The following is a 19,435-nucleotide window of genomic DNA, read 5'->3' as shown; positions in this document are numbered from 1 at the left end:
GGCTGGGCGGAAAACCAAACCTGCTGAACAGGCCGGGGTCCAGGAAGACGGTGATGGTGGCGACCCCGCTGGCGCCGGTTGTGAGGACGTGAATGGAGTGGGCACGCAACGTCCCGCCGGCGCCGCGGCGGTACTCGGCGACGGCGGGTTGCGTGTTGGCGGCCGTCGGGATCATCGCGATCTCGCCGGGCTTGGCGAACGCGCGCGCGGCGAGGAATCTCAACACCGGGTCACGGCCGGTGAACCAGACAGGGAGAGGTGGCATTTCGAGCTTCACGTCCGCTTGCAGCAGCGCGGTGAGGGCGGCCATGTCCGCGTTCTCGAATGCCGCGCAGTAGCGGTCGAGCAGCGCTCGGCGCTCCGCGTCGTCGGGTTCCGAGAGGTTCTCCTCGGTGGGGGAGAGCTCGGCGAGGTGGGCCCGCGCCCGCTGCAGCGAGCTGTTGACCGCGGCGGGTGTCGTTTCGAGGAGCTCGGCAACCTCCGCGGCGCTGAACTGCACCACGTCGCGCAGGATGAGCACCGCCCGTTGGCGGGCGGGCAGCTCTTGCAGCGCGGTCATCACGGCCAGTCGCAGGCTCTGTCGCGCGGCCACGTTGTCCTCGGGGGTGGGGAACATCAGCGAATCGGGGATGGGTTCCAGCCACTCGTGCACGCCGGTCGAGTCGAGTCCGGCGTCGGGGTCGATCGATCCGTCGCCGAGCCCGGCCGGCAGCACCCGGCGCGCGCGGTTCTGCAGCGCCCGCAGGCACGCGGTCGTCGCGATCCGGTAAAGCCAGGTCCGCAGCGCCGCGCGTTCCTCGAATGCCTGGTAGCCACGCCAGCCGTTGAGATAGGTCTCCTGGACGAGGTCCTCGGCGTCATGCACGGACCCGAGCATGCGGTAACAGTGCGCGATCAGCTCGGCGCGAAAGGGCGCCGCCTGCGCGATGAAGTCCTCCTGGGCCGGCACGGCCCCTCCTGTCTCGGCTGGGTTCGAACGCTACTCCAGTACAGAGACACCGGCCGGCTCGAATTCATCGGCGCACCGGCGATGAATTCGGGCGCCGCGCCGCATCTCAATTGGTGAATGCACCTTCCGTTGAGAGCGAGGACGAACATGAACGAGCCCCTGACATTCCCATCGGGTGGCCTGGCCGGCACCACGGCGATCGTGACCGGGGCGAGCCGCGGATTCGGCCGCGCCATCGCGGGCGCCCTGGCGGCGGCCGGCGCCGAGGTGATCGGCGTCGCGCGCGGCGTTTCCGGTCTCGAGGACGCGCGCCGCGGGCTCGGCGACGCCTTCATCCCGGTGGCCGCCGACGCCGCCGATCCCGCGACGGCGCAGCGGCTCATCGACGAATACCGGCCGCGCACACTGGTTCTCTGCGCCGGGGCCGCGCCTCACATGAGCCCGCTGCAGGAGCAGAGCTGGGACAGCTTCAGCCAGAACTGGAATGTCGATGTCGCGCAGGCGTTTCACTGGACCCGATACGCGCTGCGGCACCCGCTCGCACCCGGCAGCTCGGTGATCGTCATGTCCAGCGGCGCCGCCCTCGCCGGGTCACCACTGAGCGGAGGCTACGCGGGGGCGAAGGCGGCGGTCAGGTTCATCGCCGGCTACGCCGCCATCGAGTCGCAGTTGGCCGGCCTGGGCATCCGCTTCGTGTCCGTGCTGCCGCGGTTGACGCCGGCGACCGACCTGGGCGCCAAGGCAGTCGCGGCGTACGCCGATCGGCAAGGGGTCGACGTCGAGTCGTTCGTGCGGGCCGCCGGGCCGGCGCTCACCGCCGAGCAGGTGGGCCGCTCGGTCCTGGCCATCGCGACCGAGGACTCCGGGACGCAGGATGCGTACCTGCTCTCTTCTGCAGGCCTGTCGGCGGTGGCATGAGGGCACGAAACCTTAAGGAGGACAACGACATGCATACACCCGCTATCGTGTCGGCCCGGGATTGGGCCGCGGCGCGCGAAGAGCTGCTGGCGAAAGAGAAGGAAGTGATGCGGGCCCGCGACGCCCTGGCGGCGGCGCGCCGGCGGATGCCGTGGCTGGCCGTCGAGCGGGAGTACGCGTTCGACGGACCCGAGGGCCGGGTCGACCTGCTGGGCTTGTTCGCTGGACGGCGCCAGCTGATCGTGTACCGCGCGTTCTTCGAGCCGGGCGTGGACGGCTGGCCCGGCCACGCGTGCCGCGGCTGCTCGATGATCGCCGACCACGTGGGGCACCTCGCCCACCTGAACGCCCGCGACACGACCCTGGTGTTCGCTTCCCGGGCGCCACAAGTCGACATCGCGCGGCTGAAGGCCCGGATGGGGTGGCAGATGCCGTGGTACACGATCACCGACGGCTTCGACGCCGACTTCGGCGTGGACGAATGGCACGGCACGAACGCGTTCATCCACGACGGGGGCCGCGTGTTCCGTACCTACTTCATCAACAACCGCGGTGATGAGGCGCTGGGCAACACCTGGAGCTACCTCGACATGACCGCGCTCGGGCGCCAGGAGAACTGGGAGGACTCGCCGGCCGGGTATCCGCAGACGGCGCCCTACGAGTGGTGGGAATGGCACGACGCCTACGGCGAGCGCGCGCCGGCGCGGTGGTTCGGCGATCCCGATCCGGACAATCCCAGCGACCCGCGTCCGGCGCGCGGCCGCTAAATGCGGCCGACCGCTATTTGCGTTTCTCGCCCGAATAAACACGAATGCGCGGTAGCCGTCCAACGGCTACTCGCGCAATATTCGGCTGGGTAAATTAGGGCTATAAGATTCGGTGGTTCGCCCTGTTGACGTGGTATCCGGCCGGGAAGGACTTCTCGATGACCTGCAGCTGGTGGTCCACCCTGGATTCAAGCTCGAGGACCACGCAGCTGTCGCCGACGGCCTTCGATTCGAGGACTATGTACCGCTGGCCGCAATCCATGATCGGATCACCTGAGTGCAATGTTTCGACGGGCACCAATTCCGGGGTTCCGTTTGATTCCACCCATCACACGGTAGGTCAAATTCGCGGGTGAGGGAATAGTTTGCTCGCCGCACGGGCGATTCACTGCGCGCCGGGCTGCTTGAAGAACACGCTGACATGAGAGATCAGCCCGTCATCGCCGCGCTCGAAGAGTAGGCATTCGGGCCACCGCTTGGCGGCGCCGTCGATGACGAACGACTCCGTCAACTCCACGTACGACAGGCGACTGTCGACATGCGAGACCCGCTGCACCTCCAGCCGATGGCCGTCCAGGTTGGTCAGCACCTTGCGCAGGTAGGCGACGTAGTGCTGCTTGCCCTCGACGACATCGCAGAACGGCCCCTCGCGGATCAGCCCCTCGTCGGCGATCGTTGCGGCGAGCCCGTCCCAGTCGTGTGCGGCCAGGCACTCCAGGTAGCGTTCGACCACTCCGGTGCTCATGTCGACTCCACGCAGAAAACATTAGGCGCAATGGGGTGGGCGGAAAACAGCTTTGCTAAAGCGCTGCGCCCGGCCCGCCGGCGCGGGCGAGAATAGGGCGATGAGCGCACCCAGCCCACCGGATTCGCCGCCCGCGGCGCCGAGTTGCTATCGGCATCCGGGACGCCCGACGTACGTCCGTTGCAACCGCTGCGAGCGCTACATCTGCGGCGACTGCATGCGCAGCGCCGCCGTCGGTCAGCAGTGCGTGGAGTGCGTCCGGGCCGGGGCGCGGACGGTCCGGCAGCCCCGCACCCGATTCGGCGGACGGCAGCGCTCGGCCCCGGTGCTCACCTATGCCCTGATCGGGATCAACGTGGCGGCCTTCGTGCTGCAGATGGCGTCGGGGAACTTGGAGAAGCAGCTCGCGCTGTGGCCGCCGGCCGTCGCCGACGGCCAGTTCTACCGCCTGGTCACATCGGCGTTCCTGCACTACGGCGCCACGCACCTGCTGTTCAACATGTGGGCGCTGTATGTGGTGGGCCCGCCGCTCGAAATGTGGCTGGGCCGACTGCGTTTCGGCGCGCTGTACGCGCTGAGCGGGCTGGGCGGCTCGGTGCTGGTCTATTTGGTGTCACCGCTCGACACGGCGACGGCAGGCGCCTCGGGTGCGATCTTCGGCCTGTTCGGCGCCACCTTCGTGGTGGGTAAGCGGTTGGCCTTCGACGTCCGCTGGGTGGTGGCGGTGATCGCGATCAACCTCGTCTTCACGTTCCTGGTGCCGTTGTTCAGCGCGCAACGCATCAGCTGGCAGGCGCACGTGGGCGGGCTGGTCACCGGTGCGCTGGTCGCCGCGGCCTACGTCTACCCGCCACGGGAGCGGCGCAACACGATTCAGGCCGCGGTCACCCTCGTCGTGCTGGTGGCATTCGCCGTGCTGATCTGGTGGCGCACGGGTCAGCTCCTCTTGGAGTTCTCCGCATGAGCTGGTGGGTTGCCCACTCCGAGCACACGCTGACGGAGGAAGTGCCCGCGCCCCCGGGCGAGGTTCGCGACTTTTATGTGGATTTGAACAACATCAAGCTGGTGCACCCGCTGATCGTGTCCGTGGAGATGTTGTCGCGTAGCGAAACCCCGGCCGGGGTCGCGCTCAGCTACCGGGTGCGGGACCGGATTCCGTTGGGGCCGTTCACGATGACCATCACCTACCGGGCACGTTTGCAGGTGCCGGAGGAGGGCGACGTGCTGACCGAGGCGGACCAGTCGCCGGGGGTGCGGCTGCGCGGCCGGGTGAGTTTCGAGCCCACCGCGTCGGGCACGCGCGTCACCGAGCGGATACGGATCGCCGCGCCCCGGCCGCTGGCCGCGATGACCGCCCGCGAAGCCGTGCAGGCGCATATCGCGATGCTGGCCGGTATCCGTCGCCGCTTTGAGACAGGCTGATCGGCGCGCTACTGGCGGCCCTTCTCGGGCGCGTAGCCCAAGATGCTCTTGATCTCCAGGTACTCGTGAAACCCGAACTCGCTCCACTCCCGCCCGTTCCCGCTGTGCTTGTAGCCGCCGAATGGCGCACTCATGTCGAACGCGTGGTTGATGGTCACCCAACCGGCCCGGATTCGGCGCGCCACCGCGCGGGCCTTGTCGAGATCGGCCGCCGAAACATAGCCCGCGAGACCGTAATCGGTGTCGTTGGCGATATCGACGGCCTGGTCCAGGTCGTCGTAGCCGAGCACGCACAGCACCGGCCCGAAGATCTCCTCCCGTGCGATCGCCATGTCGTTGGTGACGTTCGCGAAGACGGTCGGCCGGACGTAGTAGCCGGTGGTCAGCCCGTCGGGCCGGCCCGGCCCGCCGGCGACGACGGTCGCGCCCCCGTCGATGCCGCTCTGGATGAGGCGTTGCACTTTGTCGAACTGCGCCTTGGATGCCACGGGCCCGATCGCGGTCTTGTCGCCGGGGTCGCCCACCTTCACCCGCCCGGCGGTCTCGCGCGCGATGCCGATGGCCTCGTCCATGCGTGAGTTCGGAACGAGCATGCGCGAGGGCGCATTACAACTCTGTCCGGAGTTCGGCATCATGTTGGCGACGCCGGCCCGCACGCTGTCGGCGAAGCCCGCGTCGTCGAGGACGATGTTCGGGCTCTTGCCGCCCAACTCCTGGGTCACCCGCTTGACCGTCGGGGCGGCGGTCTTCGCCACCTCGATCCCCGCGCGGGTCGACCCGGTGAACGACACCATGTCGATGCCCGGATGGCCCGCAATCGCCATGCCCACGCCGGGGCCGTCACCGTTCACCAGGTTGAACACCCCGGCCGGCACGCCTGCGGCATCGAGGATCTCGGCGAAGATGTAGGCCGAAAACGGCGCCACCTCAGAGGGTTTGAGGATCATGGTGCAGCCTGTCGCCAACGCCGGATATACCTTGACGGCGATCTGATTGAGCGGCCAGTTCCAGGGCGTGATCAGGCCGCAGACGCCGATCGGCTCCCTGGCGATCAGCGCCGCCCCGTGCTGTTCTTCGAAGGGGAAGTTCTTCAACACGTCGATCGCCGTGACCAAGTGACCGATCCCGAGTTGCACTTGTGGGCCCGCGGCCAACGACGGCGGCGCGCCGATTTCCTCGGTCACCGCGTCGGCGAGCTCGCCCGCGCGCCGCTGGTATTCGGCGAGGATGCCCTCCAGCAGCTCCAGCCGCTGCTCGCGGCTGCTCTGCGACCAGTCGGCGAAGGCTCGCCGGGCCGCGCTCACCGCCGCGTCCACATCCGCGGACGACCCGAGTGAGATCCTTCCACACACGTCTTCGGTCGCCGGGTTCTCGACGTCAAAGGTGTTGGGCTGGACCGGGTCGACCCAATGGCCGTCGATGTAGAACTTCAGGTAATCGCGCATGGCTCCTCCTTCGGGATCCTTGAACTATTGGGTGCCTTCGGCGTACCAGGTACGGAACTCGTCGTACTTGGGCATCTCCTCGGAGTTCGCCTTCGGGTCGATGCAGACGTGGACGACTGCGGTCTTGCCGCTCGCGTACGCTCGCTCGATCGCCGGCCCGATCTCCTCTTCCTTCTCGACGTACTCGCCGTGGCAACCGAAGCCCTCGGCGACCTTGTCGAGACGGACGTCCTTGCTCCAGTGCACCCCGGGCTGCGGCGACGGCTGGGCGAAGGTGCGCTTGTAGACGCCGACTTCGAGGCCCCACTGGTGGTCGACACCGACCACGCACACGAGTGGGAGCCGTAGCCGCGCGGCCGTTTCCAACTCCGCGATGTGGAAAAGGAACGCCGAATCGCTGGTCACCAGCATCACCGGGCGCTTGCCGCCCTCGGCGACCGAGGCCCCGACCGCGTACGGCAAACCGGTGCCGAGATGGCCGAAGTTCTGGTTCCAGATGACGTCTCGCGGTTTGGCCTGCGAGTAGGTCCAGCCGAAAATGACTGTCGCCCCGCCGTCGCGGACCATGATGCCGTCCTTCGGGAACGCCCGGGTGGCCTCGACGACGAAGCGTGCCGGGTGCACCGGCGTCCGTCCCGTCGGCGCGTTCTCCGCGAGCTGCGCCAGCTCCGCCGCGTCCTCGGCGATCCAGCGGTCGAGGTCGGCGGACGCCCTTCTCGGCGTGCCGCGAAGTGCCTCCACCAGCTGAGGCACCACGCCGCGAAGGTCGCCGACCAGGGGGACGTCGATCGGACGGTTGACCCCAATGGCCACCGGGTCCTGTTCGACCAGAACCCATTTGCGGTTTGCGTCGTTGGGCGCCCAGTGGCGGGTCCTGCCGTAATGACTCGGCTCACCGAGCTCCGTGCCGAGCGCGACGCACAGATCGGAGTTCACCACCGCCTCGACGGCCGCCGGCGAGAATCCGTACGCGAACGTGCGGTCCTCGAGCCCGTCGATGAACGACGTTCCACCGGAGGTCTGGATGACCGGGCAGGCCATGAGGTCGGCCAGCTCCCGGACCGCCGCACCCGTGCGCGACGTGTGGACCCCGTGCCCCACCAACAAGATCGGGCTCTGGGCCGCCCGGATCAGCTTGGCCGCTTCGGCCACCTCGCGCTCACCCGCGGTCTGGTTGACGAGTCGATACCGGTGGGGCGGCAGTGGATCCGCCGCGTCGAGCTCGGAGAGGATTACGTGCGACGGGTACTCGATGTAGGCCGGGCCGGGCGTGCCGGACATGGCCCGGCGGATCGCCTCGTGGATGATCTCGTCGGTCTGGTCGGCGTACTCGATGGAGGCGCTGTACTTGACCGAGGGCGCGAAGAGTGGTTCCTGCCGGACGAACTGGATGCGGCCGCGCCGGACCCGGCGCTCGGTGATGCGTGCTCGCTGGCCGCCGATGAAGATCACCGGGGAGTTTTCCACTTTCGCGCACTGGATCGCCCCCGCGATGTTGGCCATGCCCGGTCCGAGCGTGCCGATGCACAGGCCGGGATTGCCCGTCATCCGCGACGCAGCCTCGGCCATGAATCCCGCGCTGAGTTCGTGATGCGGTGCGACCACCGACCAGCCACGGGCATCCGCCTCCGCGAACATGTGCACGAAGTTCGGGTCGGGGATGCCGAACAAGGTATTGACACCCTCGGCCTCGAACAGGTCCAGAATGCGCTTGTAGACGGGCACACCCATCTAGGACTCCTTTCCCTCGCGAGCAGACACAGACTCGCACTGTGGCGGGGCATCTCCTGCGATTCCGCGTCTGCTCGTGCTGATTTCCGCGAGCACTTCGGTGGTGTCGGCGCCGAGCTCGGGGGCGGGCCCCGCGACCCGCCCCGGCGTCCGTGAGAACCAGGTGGGCACGCCCGGGAAGCGCACCGGTCCGTGCGGGGTGTCCACGGTCTCGAACATGCCGACGGCGTTGAGATGCGGGTCATCGAACAGCGCGCCCGGTGTATTGAGCGGTGCGGCCGGTATCTCGAGGTCGCGGAACAAGGCCAGCCATTCCTCGGTAGAGCGCTGCTTCATCGTTTCGGCCAATAAGCCGTAGACGGCGTCGATCTGGCGGGCGCGCTGTTCCAGCGTCGAATGCGACCCATCGGCCCACGGCGGCTGCACGGCATCGATGAACGCGTTCCAGTGCTTGTCGTTGTAGATCAACGCGGCGATGTAGCCGTCGCTGGTGCGGTACGGGCGGCGGTTGGGCGCCACGGTGCGCGGATAGACCGCCGGCCCCAACGGGGGATCGAACAGGGCACCGTTGGCGTGTTCGACGAGCATGAACGAGGCCATGGTTTCGAACATCGCGACCTCGACCTCTTGTCCCTCACCGGTGCGCTCGCGGTGGAACAGCGCCATCGTCGTCGCGTAGAGCGCCGTCAGACCGGCGACCTTATCGGCCATGATGGTCCCGACGTAGTCGGCCTCGCCCGTCAGCTGTTGTTGCACCGCGGGTAGGCCGCATTCGGCCTGAATGGTGTCGTCGTATGCGGGCCGGTCGCGTTCGGGTCCACGCCTGCCGTAGCCGTAGCAATTGGTGTAGATGATCCGCGGGTTGATCGCGGCGACCTCGGGGTAGCCGAACCCCAGCTTGGCGATCGCCTTGGCGCGCATCGAGTGGATGAACACGTCCGCCGTTTCGAGCAGCCCGCGCAGTGCGGCCGCGCCCGTTTCGGTTCGGAGGTCCAGCACGACGCTGCGCTTGCCGCGGTTGACGTTGACGAACACGCCACTCATGCCTGGTGCCGGGCCCACCGAGATGTAGCGGGTGTTATCCCCTTCCGGCGGTTCGACTTTGATCACGTCGGCGCCCATGTCGGCCATGATCTGCGTGCAGTACGGTCCCATCACCATGGCGGTCAGGTCGATCACTCGCACGCCGGCGAGCGGACCGGTCGCGTCAGCCATGCAGCGCTCCTTGATCGCTTGAGCGGTGCGACAATTCGAAGCTGTAGCGAATGTGCCGGTCGTGCCCGTCGGGCAGGATCGGGAAGATCAACGGCGCCTCCACGTACCGGATCGCCTCCAGGTGGCGGCCGACGTCTTCGATCGTCCAGGAGGGCCGGTAGACCCCCGGGCTTTCGGCGACGACCACCCGCGCCACCCGACCCGCCAGCGCGATGAACATCTCCCCGTTCACCGAGCAGGATTCGTGGGCGAGCCAACCCGCGACGGGTGCAACGAGTTCCGGACCCATCGGCGGGTAGGCGGAGATGTCGATGCCGTCGGCCATCCTGGTCACCGCGGCCGGGACGATGACGTTGCACGCGACGCCGTCGGCGGCGCCTTCGAGCGCCGCGACGTTGGCCAGTCCGATGACGCCGGCCTTCGCGGCCGCGTAGTTGGCCACCCCGTGGTTGCCGTACAGGCCGCCGATCGACGACGTCAACACGATGCGCCCGTAGCCCGCCCGGCACATGAGCGGAAACGCCGGCCGCACAACGTGGAACGCACCGCGCAGGTGGACGTCGAGGACCGCGTCGAAATCCTCGTAGCTCATCTCCTTGAGCGACGCGCGACGGACGTTGCCGGCGTTGTGGATGAGGATGTCGATGCCGCCGTAACGTTCCACTGCGGTCTGGATGATCGCTTCACCGCCTTCGCGGGTCGCGACCGTCGCGGTACACGCGACCGCGTCCCCGCCCGCCGCCGTGATCTCGGCTGCGACGTGCTCGGCCGGTCCGGGATCGCAACCCTCGCCGGTCAGGCCGCCGCCCGGATCGTTCACCACGACCTTCGCGCCACGCGCCGCGAGCAGCAGGGCATAGGACCGGCCCAATCCGCGGCCGGCGCCGGTCACCACGGCGACGCGGCCGTCGAATCTCAGCTCTGTGGAAGGGGTCTCGTTCACGTGCCCAGGACCAGACCTTCCAGGTCGCCCCTGGCCCGCCAGACGCGCAGCAGGTCTTCGAAGGCGTAGAAGCCGGGGCCGTAGGGCTCACCGAGGTGGGACCGGATTCCCTCGCCGCCCCCGCCGCCTTCGTTGTTGTAGTAACCGGGCGTGCACTGAGCATCGAACGCCGAGTTGTCGACCGCCGTCTCGCGGATCGTCTGGCACCATGCGTCCTGAGCCTCCTGGCTGGGCTCGACGGTGGTCGCGCCGCGCGCCAGGGCTTCGGCGATGATGTAGGCGATGTGCTCGCCCTGCACCTCGTAGTTGGCCGCGATGTTCGCGGAGATGCCGACCTGGGTGAACCCGGTATAGAACTGGTTGGGAAAATCGCGGCTGGTCATGCCGTGCAACGTCTTGTAGCCGTCGTGCCAGTAGTCGAACAGCGACAGCCCGTTGCGACCCTCGATCGTCTCGATCGAGTAGCGGCGGCTGATTTCGGTGGTGATCTCGAATCCGCTCGCGTAGATGATGCAGTCGACCTCGTACTCGACACCGTTTGCGAGAAGGCCCTTTTCGGTGGCGCGCTCGACCCCCTTGCTCGCCGACACATCGACCAGCGTGACGTTGGACCGGTTGAACGTTGCCAGGTAGTCGTCGTTGGAGCAGGGCCGCTTGCACAGGAACCGGTAGTAGGGCTTCAGCGCCTCGGCGGTCGTCTCGTCCTCGACGATGGCCGCCACGCGCCGGCGCAGCCGCTCCATGACCTTGTAGTCCTCCTCCTCCCGGATCGCGATGAACTGTTCGGGAGTCAGTGCCGCCGGATCGTCCAGGGCGAGGACCCGGGCGGCGGTGTTGCGCCCGAGCTCGGTCCAGAAGTCGCACACCAGATCCGGCTGGCCGAGCGCCATGCCCTCGAACGTCCAGGAGTGAAAGTTGCGCTGGCGTTCCTTCTGCCAGCCGGGTTTCAGGGTCTTGACCCATTCGGGATCGGTCGGCGCGTTGTTGCGCGCGTCCACGGTCGACGGGGTGCGTTGGAAGACGTACAGGTGTTGGGCGTGGCGGGCCAGGAACGGCACGATCTGGATCCCGGTGGCGCCGGTGCCGACCACGGCCACGCGCTTGTCAGCCAGCTTGTCCAGTCCGCCCTGGGCATCGCCGCCGGTGTAGGCGTAGTCCCACCGTGACGAATGGAAGCTGTGTCCCCGGAAGTCTCTGATGCCGGGAATGCCGGGCAACTTGGGCCGGTGGAACGGGCCGGACGCCATCACGACGAAGCGAGCGCGAATGTCGTCGCCGCGATTGGTGCCGACGCGCCAGCGCCTGATGTCTTCGTCCCAGCGCAGATCGTGCACCTGGGTGGAGAAGACCGCCGAGTCGTAGAGACCGAAATGCTTGCCGATGTTCCGGCAGTGCTGGTAGATCTCGGCGCCGTCGGCGAATTTCTTCGACGGCATGAAGTTGAGCTCTTCGAGAAGCGGTATATAGCAGTAAGATTCGTTGTCGCACTGGATACCCGGGTAGCGGTTCCAGTACCAGACGCCGCCGAAGTCACCGCCGAGCTCGATGATCCGTACGTCGTCGACGCCCGCCTTCTTCAGATAGGCCGCCGACAGCAGGCCCCCGAAGCCGCCCCCGAGAACCGCCACGTCGATGTCCTCGTTGATCGGATCCCGAGGTGTGACGGGCGTGTACGGGTCCACCTCGTAGTAGCCGGCGAAATCGTCCTCGAGTTCGATGTACTGCTTGGAACCCTCTTTGCGCAGCCGCTTTTCACGTTCCTGCCGATACTTCTCCCGCAGCGTCTCGATGTCGGCGTCGTCCGGCGTCTGCGTCGGTCCGCAATCGTTTCCGAACATGGTCATGTGTCTTCAAGCTCCCGCGGTGCGCCGGTACCCATGTACTTCGACAGTTGGTAGTGCAGGTTGACGGTGCTGCGTTCGCGGTACGGGTTGGGCTTGGTGCCCGGAAAGCCCAGCGATTTCATGCCCTGCTGCACCGCGGCCATGTTCGAGAAATCCTGCGGCAGGACCGAACGCCACCTGGGATCGCCGACCGGCGTGTACTCCCATTCCGTCTCGGGCTCTTGGCCTTTCGGATAGAGCTCCAAGACCGACACCTCGAAGATGCACTTGTCGGGGTGGTAGCTGGGATGTGGTCGCGCGCCGTAGCACAGCGCACTGGTCAGGCCCTGCCCGATCTGGAAGTTCGGAAAGATCTGCCACGCGGTGCCGGCCTGCCCGAGGATGTCGGCGGGAATCGTCGGCCAGATCACGCCGCGGGCCTCGTCGTCGCGGCGCGCCGACGCCAGCCAGTGCTCGAGGACCTTGTCGGCCGGTGTTCCCTCGGGCAACTCGTCCACCAGCCGCTTGGCCGCGTTCACCAGGGTCTGGGTGGTGGTGGCGTTCGTTTCCTCCATCGTGTACACCTGCATCTCCGCGGTGGACACGCGAGGATCGGCGCCGGTGCCGAGGCGGATCTTGGACTTGGTGGCCTCCATGTCGTCCGGAGCGTCATAGCCGATGTTGCTGTGTTTGCCCTGCGCCTTGGCCCAGCCCTTGAATTCGCCGAACCTGTTGAATTCGGGATGGGTGGTGTAGACGTGGTAGGTCTCGTTGAACGCCTCGAGCGCGACCTTCCAGTTGCAGTCGAAGAACAGCCACTTCCGCCATTTGTAGCGCATGTTCTCGCACCCGAAGGGGTCGAGAATCTTCGCTGCGGGAAACAGGTAATCGGCCAGCGATTCGCAGTCGGGGTCCATGTTGACCCACAGCCAGCCACCCCACGTGTCGACCTTGACCGGCCGCAGGTGGGTGTTGTCGGGGGTGAGCGCCCCCTGCCAGTCCTGTTGTTCGCGGATGTGGGTGCACGCCCCGTCCAAACCGTATGTCCAGCCGTGGAATCCGCAGACGAACGATTTGCGGGCACGGCCGCGGGCATTCTTCGCACCCTCGGGTGTGTCGATCAGTCGGCGGCCGCGGTGCATGCACACGTTGTGGTGGGCGTGGAATTCGTGTGGTCCGGTGCGCACGACGATGATCGAGTCGTCAAGGATGTCGTAGGTCAGGTAGCTGCCCACCTCGGGCAGCTCTTCGACCCGGCCGACCTGCTGCCATACCTTTCGCCACAGCTTGTCGCGCTCGGCGCGCGCGTAGTCTTCGGAGATGTAGGCCTCGACGCCGATCGTGGCGGGCCGCGAAAGTTCCTCGGCCGCTGCGGCGTTCACGCCCTTGGCGAGGTCGGTCATCGCATCCTCCTGATGGCCGCGCGGAAGGATTCGTCCTTGAGGAACAACGACGTGTTGTCGGCGTCGAGATGACTCCACTTGAGGTCAAGCCCGCCGTCGACGAGCAGCGTCTGGCCCGTGATGTAGCTGGAGAGTTCCGACAGCAGAAACAGGATGGCGCCCGCCTGTTCCTCGGGCCTGCCCCGCCTGCCCATCGCGATCGCCCGCCGATCCCGGTCCGGGTCGGAGTCGACGTAGGTGCGCGAGGCGGCGGTCTCGGTGACGCCCGGCGCCACGGCGTTCACCCTGATGCCGGCCAGGGCAAGCTCGAGTGCCATGGTGCGCGTCATCGCGGCGATGGCGGCCTTGGCGGTGCCGTAGGCGATGTGGAAGGGCGCGGTGTTCATGCCGCTGATCGACGAGATCGACACGATCGATCCCGGCCGCTGCTGGGCCACCAGCTCGGCCGCCACGGCCTGGCTCATGAAGAACGCGGTCTCGAGGTTTGCGGCGAAAATCTCGCGCCATTCGTGCCGCGTCACACGGGTCGACGGCATCCACGTCGATGGCGCGGCACCGCCGGCGACATTGACGAGCCCGTACAGGTTGCCCTCGGCGCGGCGGGCTTGATCGATGACCGCGGCGATGCCCTCATCGGTCGAGGCGTCGGCCGCCACCGGCACCACCGCCAGACCCTGACCGGCCAGCGGGGCGATGTGCTCGTCGAGATTCTCCTTCGACCGGCTCACCGCGATCACGGTGGCGCCGGCGCGGGCGGCCATCGCCGTCACGGTGGTGCCGATCCCGCCGCCGCCGGCGCCGGAGACCACCACGATGCGACCGTCGAGTCTGAGGAAGTCCTCCATGGCCTGCTTTCCCCTGCTGCGAACACCGGGCACGGGCGCAACGGGCTCTGCTGTCTACTGGTCCGGACAAAATATGGCATTCTGTCGTTCGGAGAATACTATTCCCATCGCCAGACTGGACTGTCAAGGCCGAGCAGAGCGCTGCCGATGACTATTGTCTGGACTAACCGTAATTGATAACGTCCAGCTCAAACGGCCTACGGAAGGATCCCGGCGAGGCATGTCGATTTCGAGGGCCACCGCGGCGGAGCCGTCACGGTATGCGGCGCTACATCACCCGATCGACGTGGCGGAAGGCTGGACCCTCGATCGAGTGACCGCTCCCAGCCGGCTGTTCGGCGCCAACGGTTTGCGGACCGGCCCGGACGGTCGCGTCTACATCGCGCAGGTGACCGGAAGTCAGATCAGCGCACTGGATCACCGCACCGGCCGGCTGGAAACCGTGAGCCCGAAGGGCGGCGACATCGTCGCCCCCGACGACGTCGCGTTCGACTCCCGCGGCAACCTGTACGCCACCGAGGTGATGGACGGCCGGGTCAGCGTGCTCGACACCGCCGGGCGAACCCGAGTGCTGCGCGACGATGTCCCGTCGGCGAACGGCATCACGTTTTATCGGGACCGGTTGTTCGTCGGCGAATGCCGTGAGGGCGGCCGGTTGCTGGAACTCGATCCGGCGGGCGGATCGCCGCGGGTGCTGCTGGATGGGGTGCCGTCACCGAACGCGATGGAGGTAGGCCCCGACGGCCTGTTGTATTTTCCCGTGATGGGCGCCAACGAGATCTGGCGCGTCGATCCCGACGGCGGTGAGCCAGACTGTGTCGCAGCCGATCTCGGTGTACCGGACTCGGTCAAGTTCGACAACCACGGCCGCATCGTGTCGACCCAGGTCGCCAGCGGGCAGGTCCTTCGCATAGATCCCCGCAGCGGCGAGCGGCGGGTACTGGCCCAGTTGAGCCCCGGCCTGGACAACTGCACGTTGGTCGGCGACCGGGTGCTGGCCTCGAACTTCACCGGAGAGGTCACCGAGATCGCGCGCACCGGCGAGACGCGAACGGTGTTGCCCGGCGGGCTCAACTGGCCGCTCGACCTGGCCGTGGACCACGACGGCCGGCTTTACGTCGCCGATGGCACCTACCTCTATGTCGTGCAGCCGGACGGGTCGTTGCAGGCCGCGGGCATGTTGTTCAGCCCCGGCTATCCCGGGTTCCTGCGGGGGATCGCGCCGAGCGGGCCCGGCGAGTTCGTCGTGACCACCTCGGGCGGTCAGGTCGCCCGCTACCGGCCTGCGGCCGGCCAAAGTGAGGTGCTGGCCGACGGTTTCGACCAGCTCTACGGCGTTGCCGTCGGTCGCAAGGGGGTCGTCTTCGCCGAGCTGGGCACCGGGCGGGTCCTGTCGCTGGGTGCGCGCGGCGTCGAGGTGCTGGCCACCGGCCTGCGGGATCCGGTCGGCGTCGCGATCGACGCGGAGGGCGCGCCCCTGGTGGCGGAGGCCGGGCGGGTCGTCAGGGTGAGCGGAGCCGGCGGCGACATCGTGGTGGCGGATCTGCAGCGCCCACAAGGCATTCTGGTGCGTGACGGTGTGCTCTACATCGTCGATGCGGGCACCAAGGAGTTGATCGCCTTCGACCTGCATGGCCAGGTCCGGCGCGTCATCGCATCGGGGCTGCCGGTCGGCCCGCCGCCGGGTGTGGCGCCCAAACCGTTGAAAGGGATGCCCCCCTTTTCCGGCCCGCAGGGCCCCTTTGCCGGCATCACGTCCGCGCCCGACGGGACCCTCTACCTCTCGGCCGACGGCGACGGCAGCGTCCTGGCCCTACGCCGGGATGGCCGCTGATGACCCAGGCCATCGCGGGCGAGCACCGCTACCTTCAGATCGCCCGCACGCTGCGCAAGGAGATCGTCGACGGCGTCTATCCGGTCGGCTCGCAGCTCCCGACGGAGCATCAGCTGTGCGAGCGATTCGCGGTCAGCCGCTACACCATTCGCGAGGCGCTGCGCCGGCTTCGCGACGACAACCTCGTTGCGTCCCGGCCGCGAGCGGGCACCCGGGTGGTTCCGCGCCCGGCCACCAGTTCCTATGCGCAGGACGCGATGTCAATCGACGACCTGCTCGTCTTCGCGGCCGGCGCGCAGCTGACGATCGAGTCGAACGCGATGGTGACCATCGACCGGGACCTTTCCGCTCGAACCGGATTGCTCGCCGGCACACAGTGGTTGAGCGTGCGCGGTTACCGCCAGGCCGACGGCGCGTCAGCGCCCCTGTGCCGAACGGAGTACTACATCAACCGCGATTTCGCGGCGGTCGGCAGGCTGCTGCAACGGCACGCCGGCCCGATCTTCCCGCTGATCGAGGACCTGTTCGGTGTCACCATCGCCGAGCTACACCAAGAGATCGCCGCGGTGGTGCTTTCGCCCGACCTGGTCGACGGTCTCGCGGTCGAGGCGGGGACGGCCGCCCTACAGATGCGGCGCACCTATACGACGTCTGACGGCGTGGTCGCCCAGGTGACGATCAACACCCATCTGTCTTCGGACTTCCGGTATGCGATGACAATGCGCCGAGTGAAAGATTAGGTTGTTGCGGTGATCGCCCCGGCCCGCCAGGACCCCGCACGCGCGGCGGACGCGTACCGGCGCGACCTGTGGGTCCATACCACGCTGGCAGATTCCCTGCTCGCGGCCGTGGCGACTTCGCCGCGCCGTATTGTGCTGGTGGACGGGGACATTCGGATCGACGTTGCCACGCTCCACACGCAGGCCATCGCGTTGGCGAACACCCTGCTGGCGCGCATGCCGGTGGGCAGCGTCGTGTCGTTCATGCTGCCCAACTGGCACGAGGCGGCGGTCATCTATCTGGCGGCGACCCTCGCCGGGATGGTGGTGAATCCGATCCTGCCCTCGCTGCGCGACCGTGAGCTGCGCTTCATCCTCGAAGACGTCGGCGCCGCCATGATCTTCGTCCCGCACCGGTTCGGCGGTCACGACTATGCCGCGATGGTCCAGGGGGTGACGGCCGCGATGGACCGGGCGCCCGAGGTGGTCGTGCTGCGCGGCTCCGAAACGGGGCGAGCCGGCCGGCACACGCCGTACCCGCAACTGCTGGAGCAGGGGCCGGTCGCGACGCGGCTGCCCAGCCTGGATCCCGACGCCGTGCGGATGGTCCTCTACACCTCCGGCACCTCGGGCCGCCCGAAAGGCGTTCTGCACAGCCACAATTCGATTCATGCGCTGATCCGCCAGATCCGGGACCACTGGGACGTCAGCCCCGGCGACGCGTTCCTGGTGCCGTCGCCGATCGCACACATCGGCGGCTCGATCTATGCGTTCGAATGTCCGCTGCTTCTGGGCACGTCCGCGATCCTGATGGATCGGTGGGACCCATCGGCGGCCGTGGCGGTGATGGATGGCCAGCGGTGCACCCATATGGCCGGGGCGACACCGTTTCTGCAACAGCTGCTCTCCGCCGCCGAGCGTGCCGGCAGCCGGCTGCCCGCCTTAAAGGTGTTCATTTGCGGTGGCGCCGCCGTCTCGCCGTCATTGATTCGCCGGGCCGGCGCCTATCTCGACCGGGCGGTGGTCACCCGGGTGTACGGCTGCACCGAAGTGCCGGTCACGACGGTCGGAGCGCTGGAGCGAGACGAGGCCGCCCACGCGGCCGAGACCGACGGACGCGTGGGCATCGCCGAGATCAAGCTCGCCCCGCACCCGGCCGCCGCGGCCGGCGAGGGCGAAATCTGTGTCCGAGGGCCGCAGATGCTATTGGGCTACCTGCACGCCGAGGATGAGGCCGAATCCTTCGACGAGGCAGGCTATTTCCGGACGGGCGACCTGGGCCGCTGGGTCGACGGCCAGTACCTCTTGGTCACCGGCCGCGCCAAGGACGTCATCATCCGCAACGGCGAGAACATCTCGGCCAAGGAGGTCGAAGACTTGCTGACCGACCATCCCGGCGTGGCCGAAATCGCCGTCGTGGGACTGCCCGACGACCGGACCGGAGAGCGCGCGTGCGCCGTGATCGTTCCCGCGGGTTCATCACGGCCGGACGTCGCGAGCCTGCTTGCCCTGCTGCAAAGCAAGGGCGTCGCCAAATTCAAAGCGCCAGAACAGGTCGTCTTCTGGGACACGCTGCCGAAGAACGATGCGGGAAAGGTGCTGAAACACCAGATCAAGCTCGCGCTGACGAAGGTAGATGGGTGATATGCAGGTCGCAATCGTGACGGGAGCAAGCAGCGGCATCGGCCTGGGATGCGCGACGAAACTCGCCGAGATGGGGATGGCGATCGTCGGCACGGGCCGGGATCAGGGCCGGCTGGCCGAGCTGGAAAGGGCCATCAACGATCCGAGCCGTGTCGCGACACTCGCGGTCGATCTGACCGAGGACGACGCGCCGGGCCGCATCGTGGACCTCGCGGTCGGCCGCTGGGGTCACGTCGACTTCCTCATCAACAACGCAGGGGTGGGCAGCCCCAAGCCGCTGCACGAGACCGACGACGAAACACTCGACTATTTCCTGAGTTTGATGCTGCGTGCACCGTTCAGGCTGGCGCGTGAAGCGTTGCCCCACATGGGACCGGGGTCGGCCATCATCAACGTCACATCGACGTTCGCCGTCGTCGGCGGCCTGCGCGGTGGCGCCTACTCGGCGGCCAAGGGAGGGCTGACCGCACTCACCACCCACATCGCCTGTCAGTACGGGGCGGCCGGCATCCGATGCAACGCTGTGGCGCCCGGAGTGACGGTCACTCCGATGGTCGAAAAGCGCTTGGAAGACGACAGGTTCCGAAAAATCAACACCGAGATGACGCCGCATCAGAGGCTGGGGACCATCGATGACATGGCCAGCACCGTTGCGTTCCTGTGTTCCCCCGGGGGCAGCTTCATCAACGGGCAGACGATCGTCGTCGATGGCGGCTGGAGTTCGACCAAGTATCTGTCGGACTTCGCCTTGAACTCGCGTTGGGTCGAGCGTTAAGCGGGCGGAGCTCAGACGTTGAGCAGCACTTTGACCGCGCGACGTTCGTCCATTGCCTTGTAGCCTTCGGCGGCGTCCTGGAGCGGCAGGTTCAGGTCGAACACCTTGCCGGGGTTGATCTCACCGTCCCAGATCAGCCTGATCAGCTCGGGGAGGAATCGCCGTACCGGGGCGAGGCCGCCGTGCAGGTGCACCATGGAGAAGAACAGCTCATCGCCGGGCAGCGCGACGTCGTGCGAGAGGCCGACGTAGCCCAC

Annotated in this window: 18 protein-coding genes and 1 pseudogene; 8 read left to right on the top strand and 11 right to left on the bottom strand. The window is 67.5% G+C overall.

Going from position 1 to position 19,435, the window contains the following annotated elements; all coding sequences use genetic code 11:
- The coding region (locus A9X05_RS27740; protein ID WP_067785455.1) for a sigma-70 family RNA polymerase sigma factor at positions 1-949 on the bottom strand (949 nt) is incomplete at its 3' end.
- 147 nt (positions 950-1,096) lie between these two features.
- Here A9X05_RS27740 and A9X05_RS27735 point away from each other — a divergent pair.
- Both A9X05_RS27735 and A9X05_RS27730 read left to right on the top strand, forming a co-directional pair.
- Positions 1,097-1,867, top strand: a complete 771-nt coding sequence (locus tag A9X05_RS27735; RefSeq protein WP_067749475.1) for an SDR family oxidoreductase — start codon at positions 1,097-1,099, stop codon at positions 1,865-1,867.
- 29 nt (positions 1,868-1,896) lie between these two features.
- Positions 1,897-2,634, top strand: coding sequence for a DUF899 domain-containing protein (locus A9X05_RS27730; RefSeq protein ID WP_067749472.1), 738 nt, complete (start codon positions 1,897-1,899; stop codon positions 2,632-2,634).
- 100 nt (positions 2,635-2,734) lie between these two features.
- On the opposite strand, the gene A9X05_RS27725 is transcribed toward A9X05_RS27730, so the two are convergent.
- Both A9X05_RS27725 and A9X05_RS27720 read right to left on the bottom strand, forming a co-directional pair.
- Entirely contained in the window at positions 2,735-2,959 is a 225-nt protein-coding gene (locus A9X05_RS27725) for a hypothetical protein (protein WP_055404709.1), read from the bottom strand.
- Positions 2,960-3,019: 60 nt separating this feature from the next.
- Positions 3,020-3,379, bottom strand: a complete 360-nt coding sequence (locus A9X05_RS27720) for a nuclear transport factor 2 family protein (protein ID WP_067749470.1) — start codon at positions 3,377-3,379, stop codon at positions 3,020-3,022.
- A 100-nt stretch (positions 3,380-3,479) separates the two neighbouring features.
- Between A9X05_RS27720 and A9X05_RS27715 the strand changes: the two genes are divergently transcribed.
- A complete protein-coding gene (locus A9X05_RS27715; protein ID WP_082950097.1) occupies positions 3,480-4,343 on the top strand; it encodes a rhomboid family intramembrane serine protease in 864 nt (287 codons plus the stop codon).
- The gene (locus A9X05_RS27710; protein WP_067785452.1) at positions 4,340-4,801 is read left to right on the top strand and encodes an SRPBCC family protein; all 462 of its coding nucleotides are present in this window, start codon (positions 4,340-4,342) and stop codon (positions 4,799-4,801) included. Before A9X05_RS27715 ends, A9X05_RS27710 begins: the two co-directional genes overlap by 4 nt.
- A gap of 8 nt (positions 4,802-4,809) precedes the next feature.
- On the opposite strand, the gene A9X05_RS27705 is transcribed toward A9X05_RS27710, so the two are convergent.
- From A9X05_RS27705 to A9X05_RS27675, 7 genes are read right to left on the bottom strand one after another with little or no spacing between them, the layout of a single operon-like run.
- Positions 4,810-6,246 (bottom strand): aldehyde dehydrogenase family protein, encoded by a 1,437-nt coding sequence (locus tag A9X05_RS27705; RefSeq protein ID WP_067785449.1) that lies wholly within the window; start codon positions 6,244-6,246, stop codon positions 4,810-4,812.
- 24 nt (positions 6,247-6,270) lie between these two features.
- Complete coding sequence (locus A9X05_RS27700) at positions 6,271-7,977, bottom strand: thiamine pyrophosphate-binding protein (RefSeq protein WP_067749462.1); 1,707 nt, start codon at positions 7,975-7,977, stop codon at positions 6,271-6,273.
- Entirely contained in the window at positions 7,978-9,192 is a 1,215-nt protein-coding gene (locus A9X05_RS27695) for a CaiB/BaiF CoA-transferase family protein (protein ID WP_067749460.1), read from the bottom strand.
- Positions 9,185-10,135, bottom strand: coding sequence for an SDR family NAD(P)-dependent oxidoreductase (locus A9X05_RS27690; protein ID WP_067785446.1), 951 nt, complete (start codon positions 10,133-10,135; stop codon positions 9,185-9,187). Before A9X05_RS27690 ends, A9X05_RS27695 begins: the two co-directional genes overlap by 8 nt.
- The gene (locus A9X05_RS27685; protein ID WP_067785443.1) at positions 10,132-11,979 is read right to left on the bottom strand and encodes an NAD(P)/FAD-dependent oxidoreductase; all 1,848 of its coding nucleotides are present in this window, start codon (positions 11,977-11,979) and stop codon (positions 10,132-10,134) included. The genes A9X05_RS27690 and A9X05_RS27685 overlap by 4 nt, the downstream gene beginning before the upstream one ends.
- Positions 11,976-13,361 (bottom strand): SRPBCC family protein, encoded by a 1,386-nt coding sequence (locus tag A9X05_RS27680; RefSeq protein WP_067785440.1) that lies wholly within the window; start codon positions 13,359-13,361, stop codon positions 11,976-11,978. The genes A9X05_RS27685 and A9X05_RS27680 overlap by 4 nt, the downstream gene beginning before the upstream one ends.
- Positions 13,358-14,206, bottom strand: coding sequence for an SDR family NAD(P)-dependent oxidoreductase (locus A9X05_RS27675; RefSeq protein ID WP_067785437.1), 849 nt, complete (start codon positions 14,204-14,206; stop codon positions 13,358-13,360). The genes A9X05_RS27680 and A9X05_RS27675 overlap by 4 nt, the downstream gene beginning before the upstream one ends.
- A gap of 220 nt (positions 14,207-14,426) precedes the next feature.
- Here A9X05_RS27675 and A9X05_RS27670 point away from each other — a divergent pair, with 220 nt between their 5' ends.
- From A9X05_RS27670 to A9X05_RS27655, 4 genes are read left to right on the top strand one after another with little or no spacing between them, the layout of a single operon-like run.
- Positions 14,427-16,040 (top strand): SMP-30/gluconolactonase/LRE family protein, encoded by a 1,614-nt coding sequence (locus A9X05_RS27670; RefSeq protein WP_067785434.1) that lies wholly within the window; start codon positions 14,427-14,429, stop codon positions 16,038-16,040.
- A complete protein-coding gene (locus A9X05_RS27665; protein WP_067785431.1) occupies positions 16,040-16,780 on the top strand; it encodes a GntR family transcriptional regulator in 741 nt (246 codons plus the stop codon). Before A9X05_RS27670 ends, A9X05_RS27665 begins: the two co-directional genes overlap by 1 nt.
- A gap of 9 nt (positions 16,781-16,789) precedes the next feature.
- Positions 16,790-18,403 carry an AMP-binding protein gene (locus A9X05_RS27660; RefSeq protein WP_067785428.1) on the top strand — a complete coding sequence of 538 codons (1,614 nt, stop codon included), beginning with the start codon at positions 16,790-16,792 and terminating at the stop codon, positions 18,401-18,403.
- On the top strand, positions 18,396-19,178 hold the full coding sequence (locus tag A9X05_RS27655) for an SDR family NAD(P)-dependent oxidoreductase (protein WP_067749431.1): 783 nt from the start codon (positions 18,396-18,398) through the stop codon (positions 19,176-19,178). Before A9X05_RS27660 ends, A9X05_RS27655 begins: the two co-directional genes overlap by 8 nt.
- Before the next feature lie 11 nt (positions 19,179-19,189).
- Here A9X05_RS27655 and A9X05_RS27650 read toward each other — a convergent pair.
- Positions 19,190-19,435: pseudogene (locus A9X05_RS27650) on the bottom strand (IMP dehydrogenase); the annotation flags it as partial.

It is taken from the genome of Mycobacterium sp. E3298, from assembly GCF_001666895.1.
Lineage (GTDB): Bacteria > Actinomycetota > Actinomycetes > Mycobacteriales > Mycobacteriaceae > Mycobacterium.
Note: the sequence above shows the minus strand (reverse complement) of the source record. Positions and strands in the feature narration are given on the sequence as shown.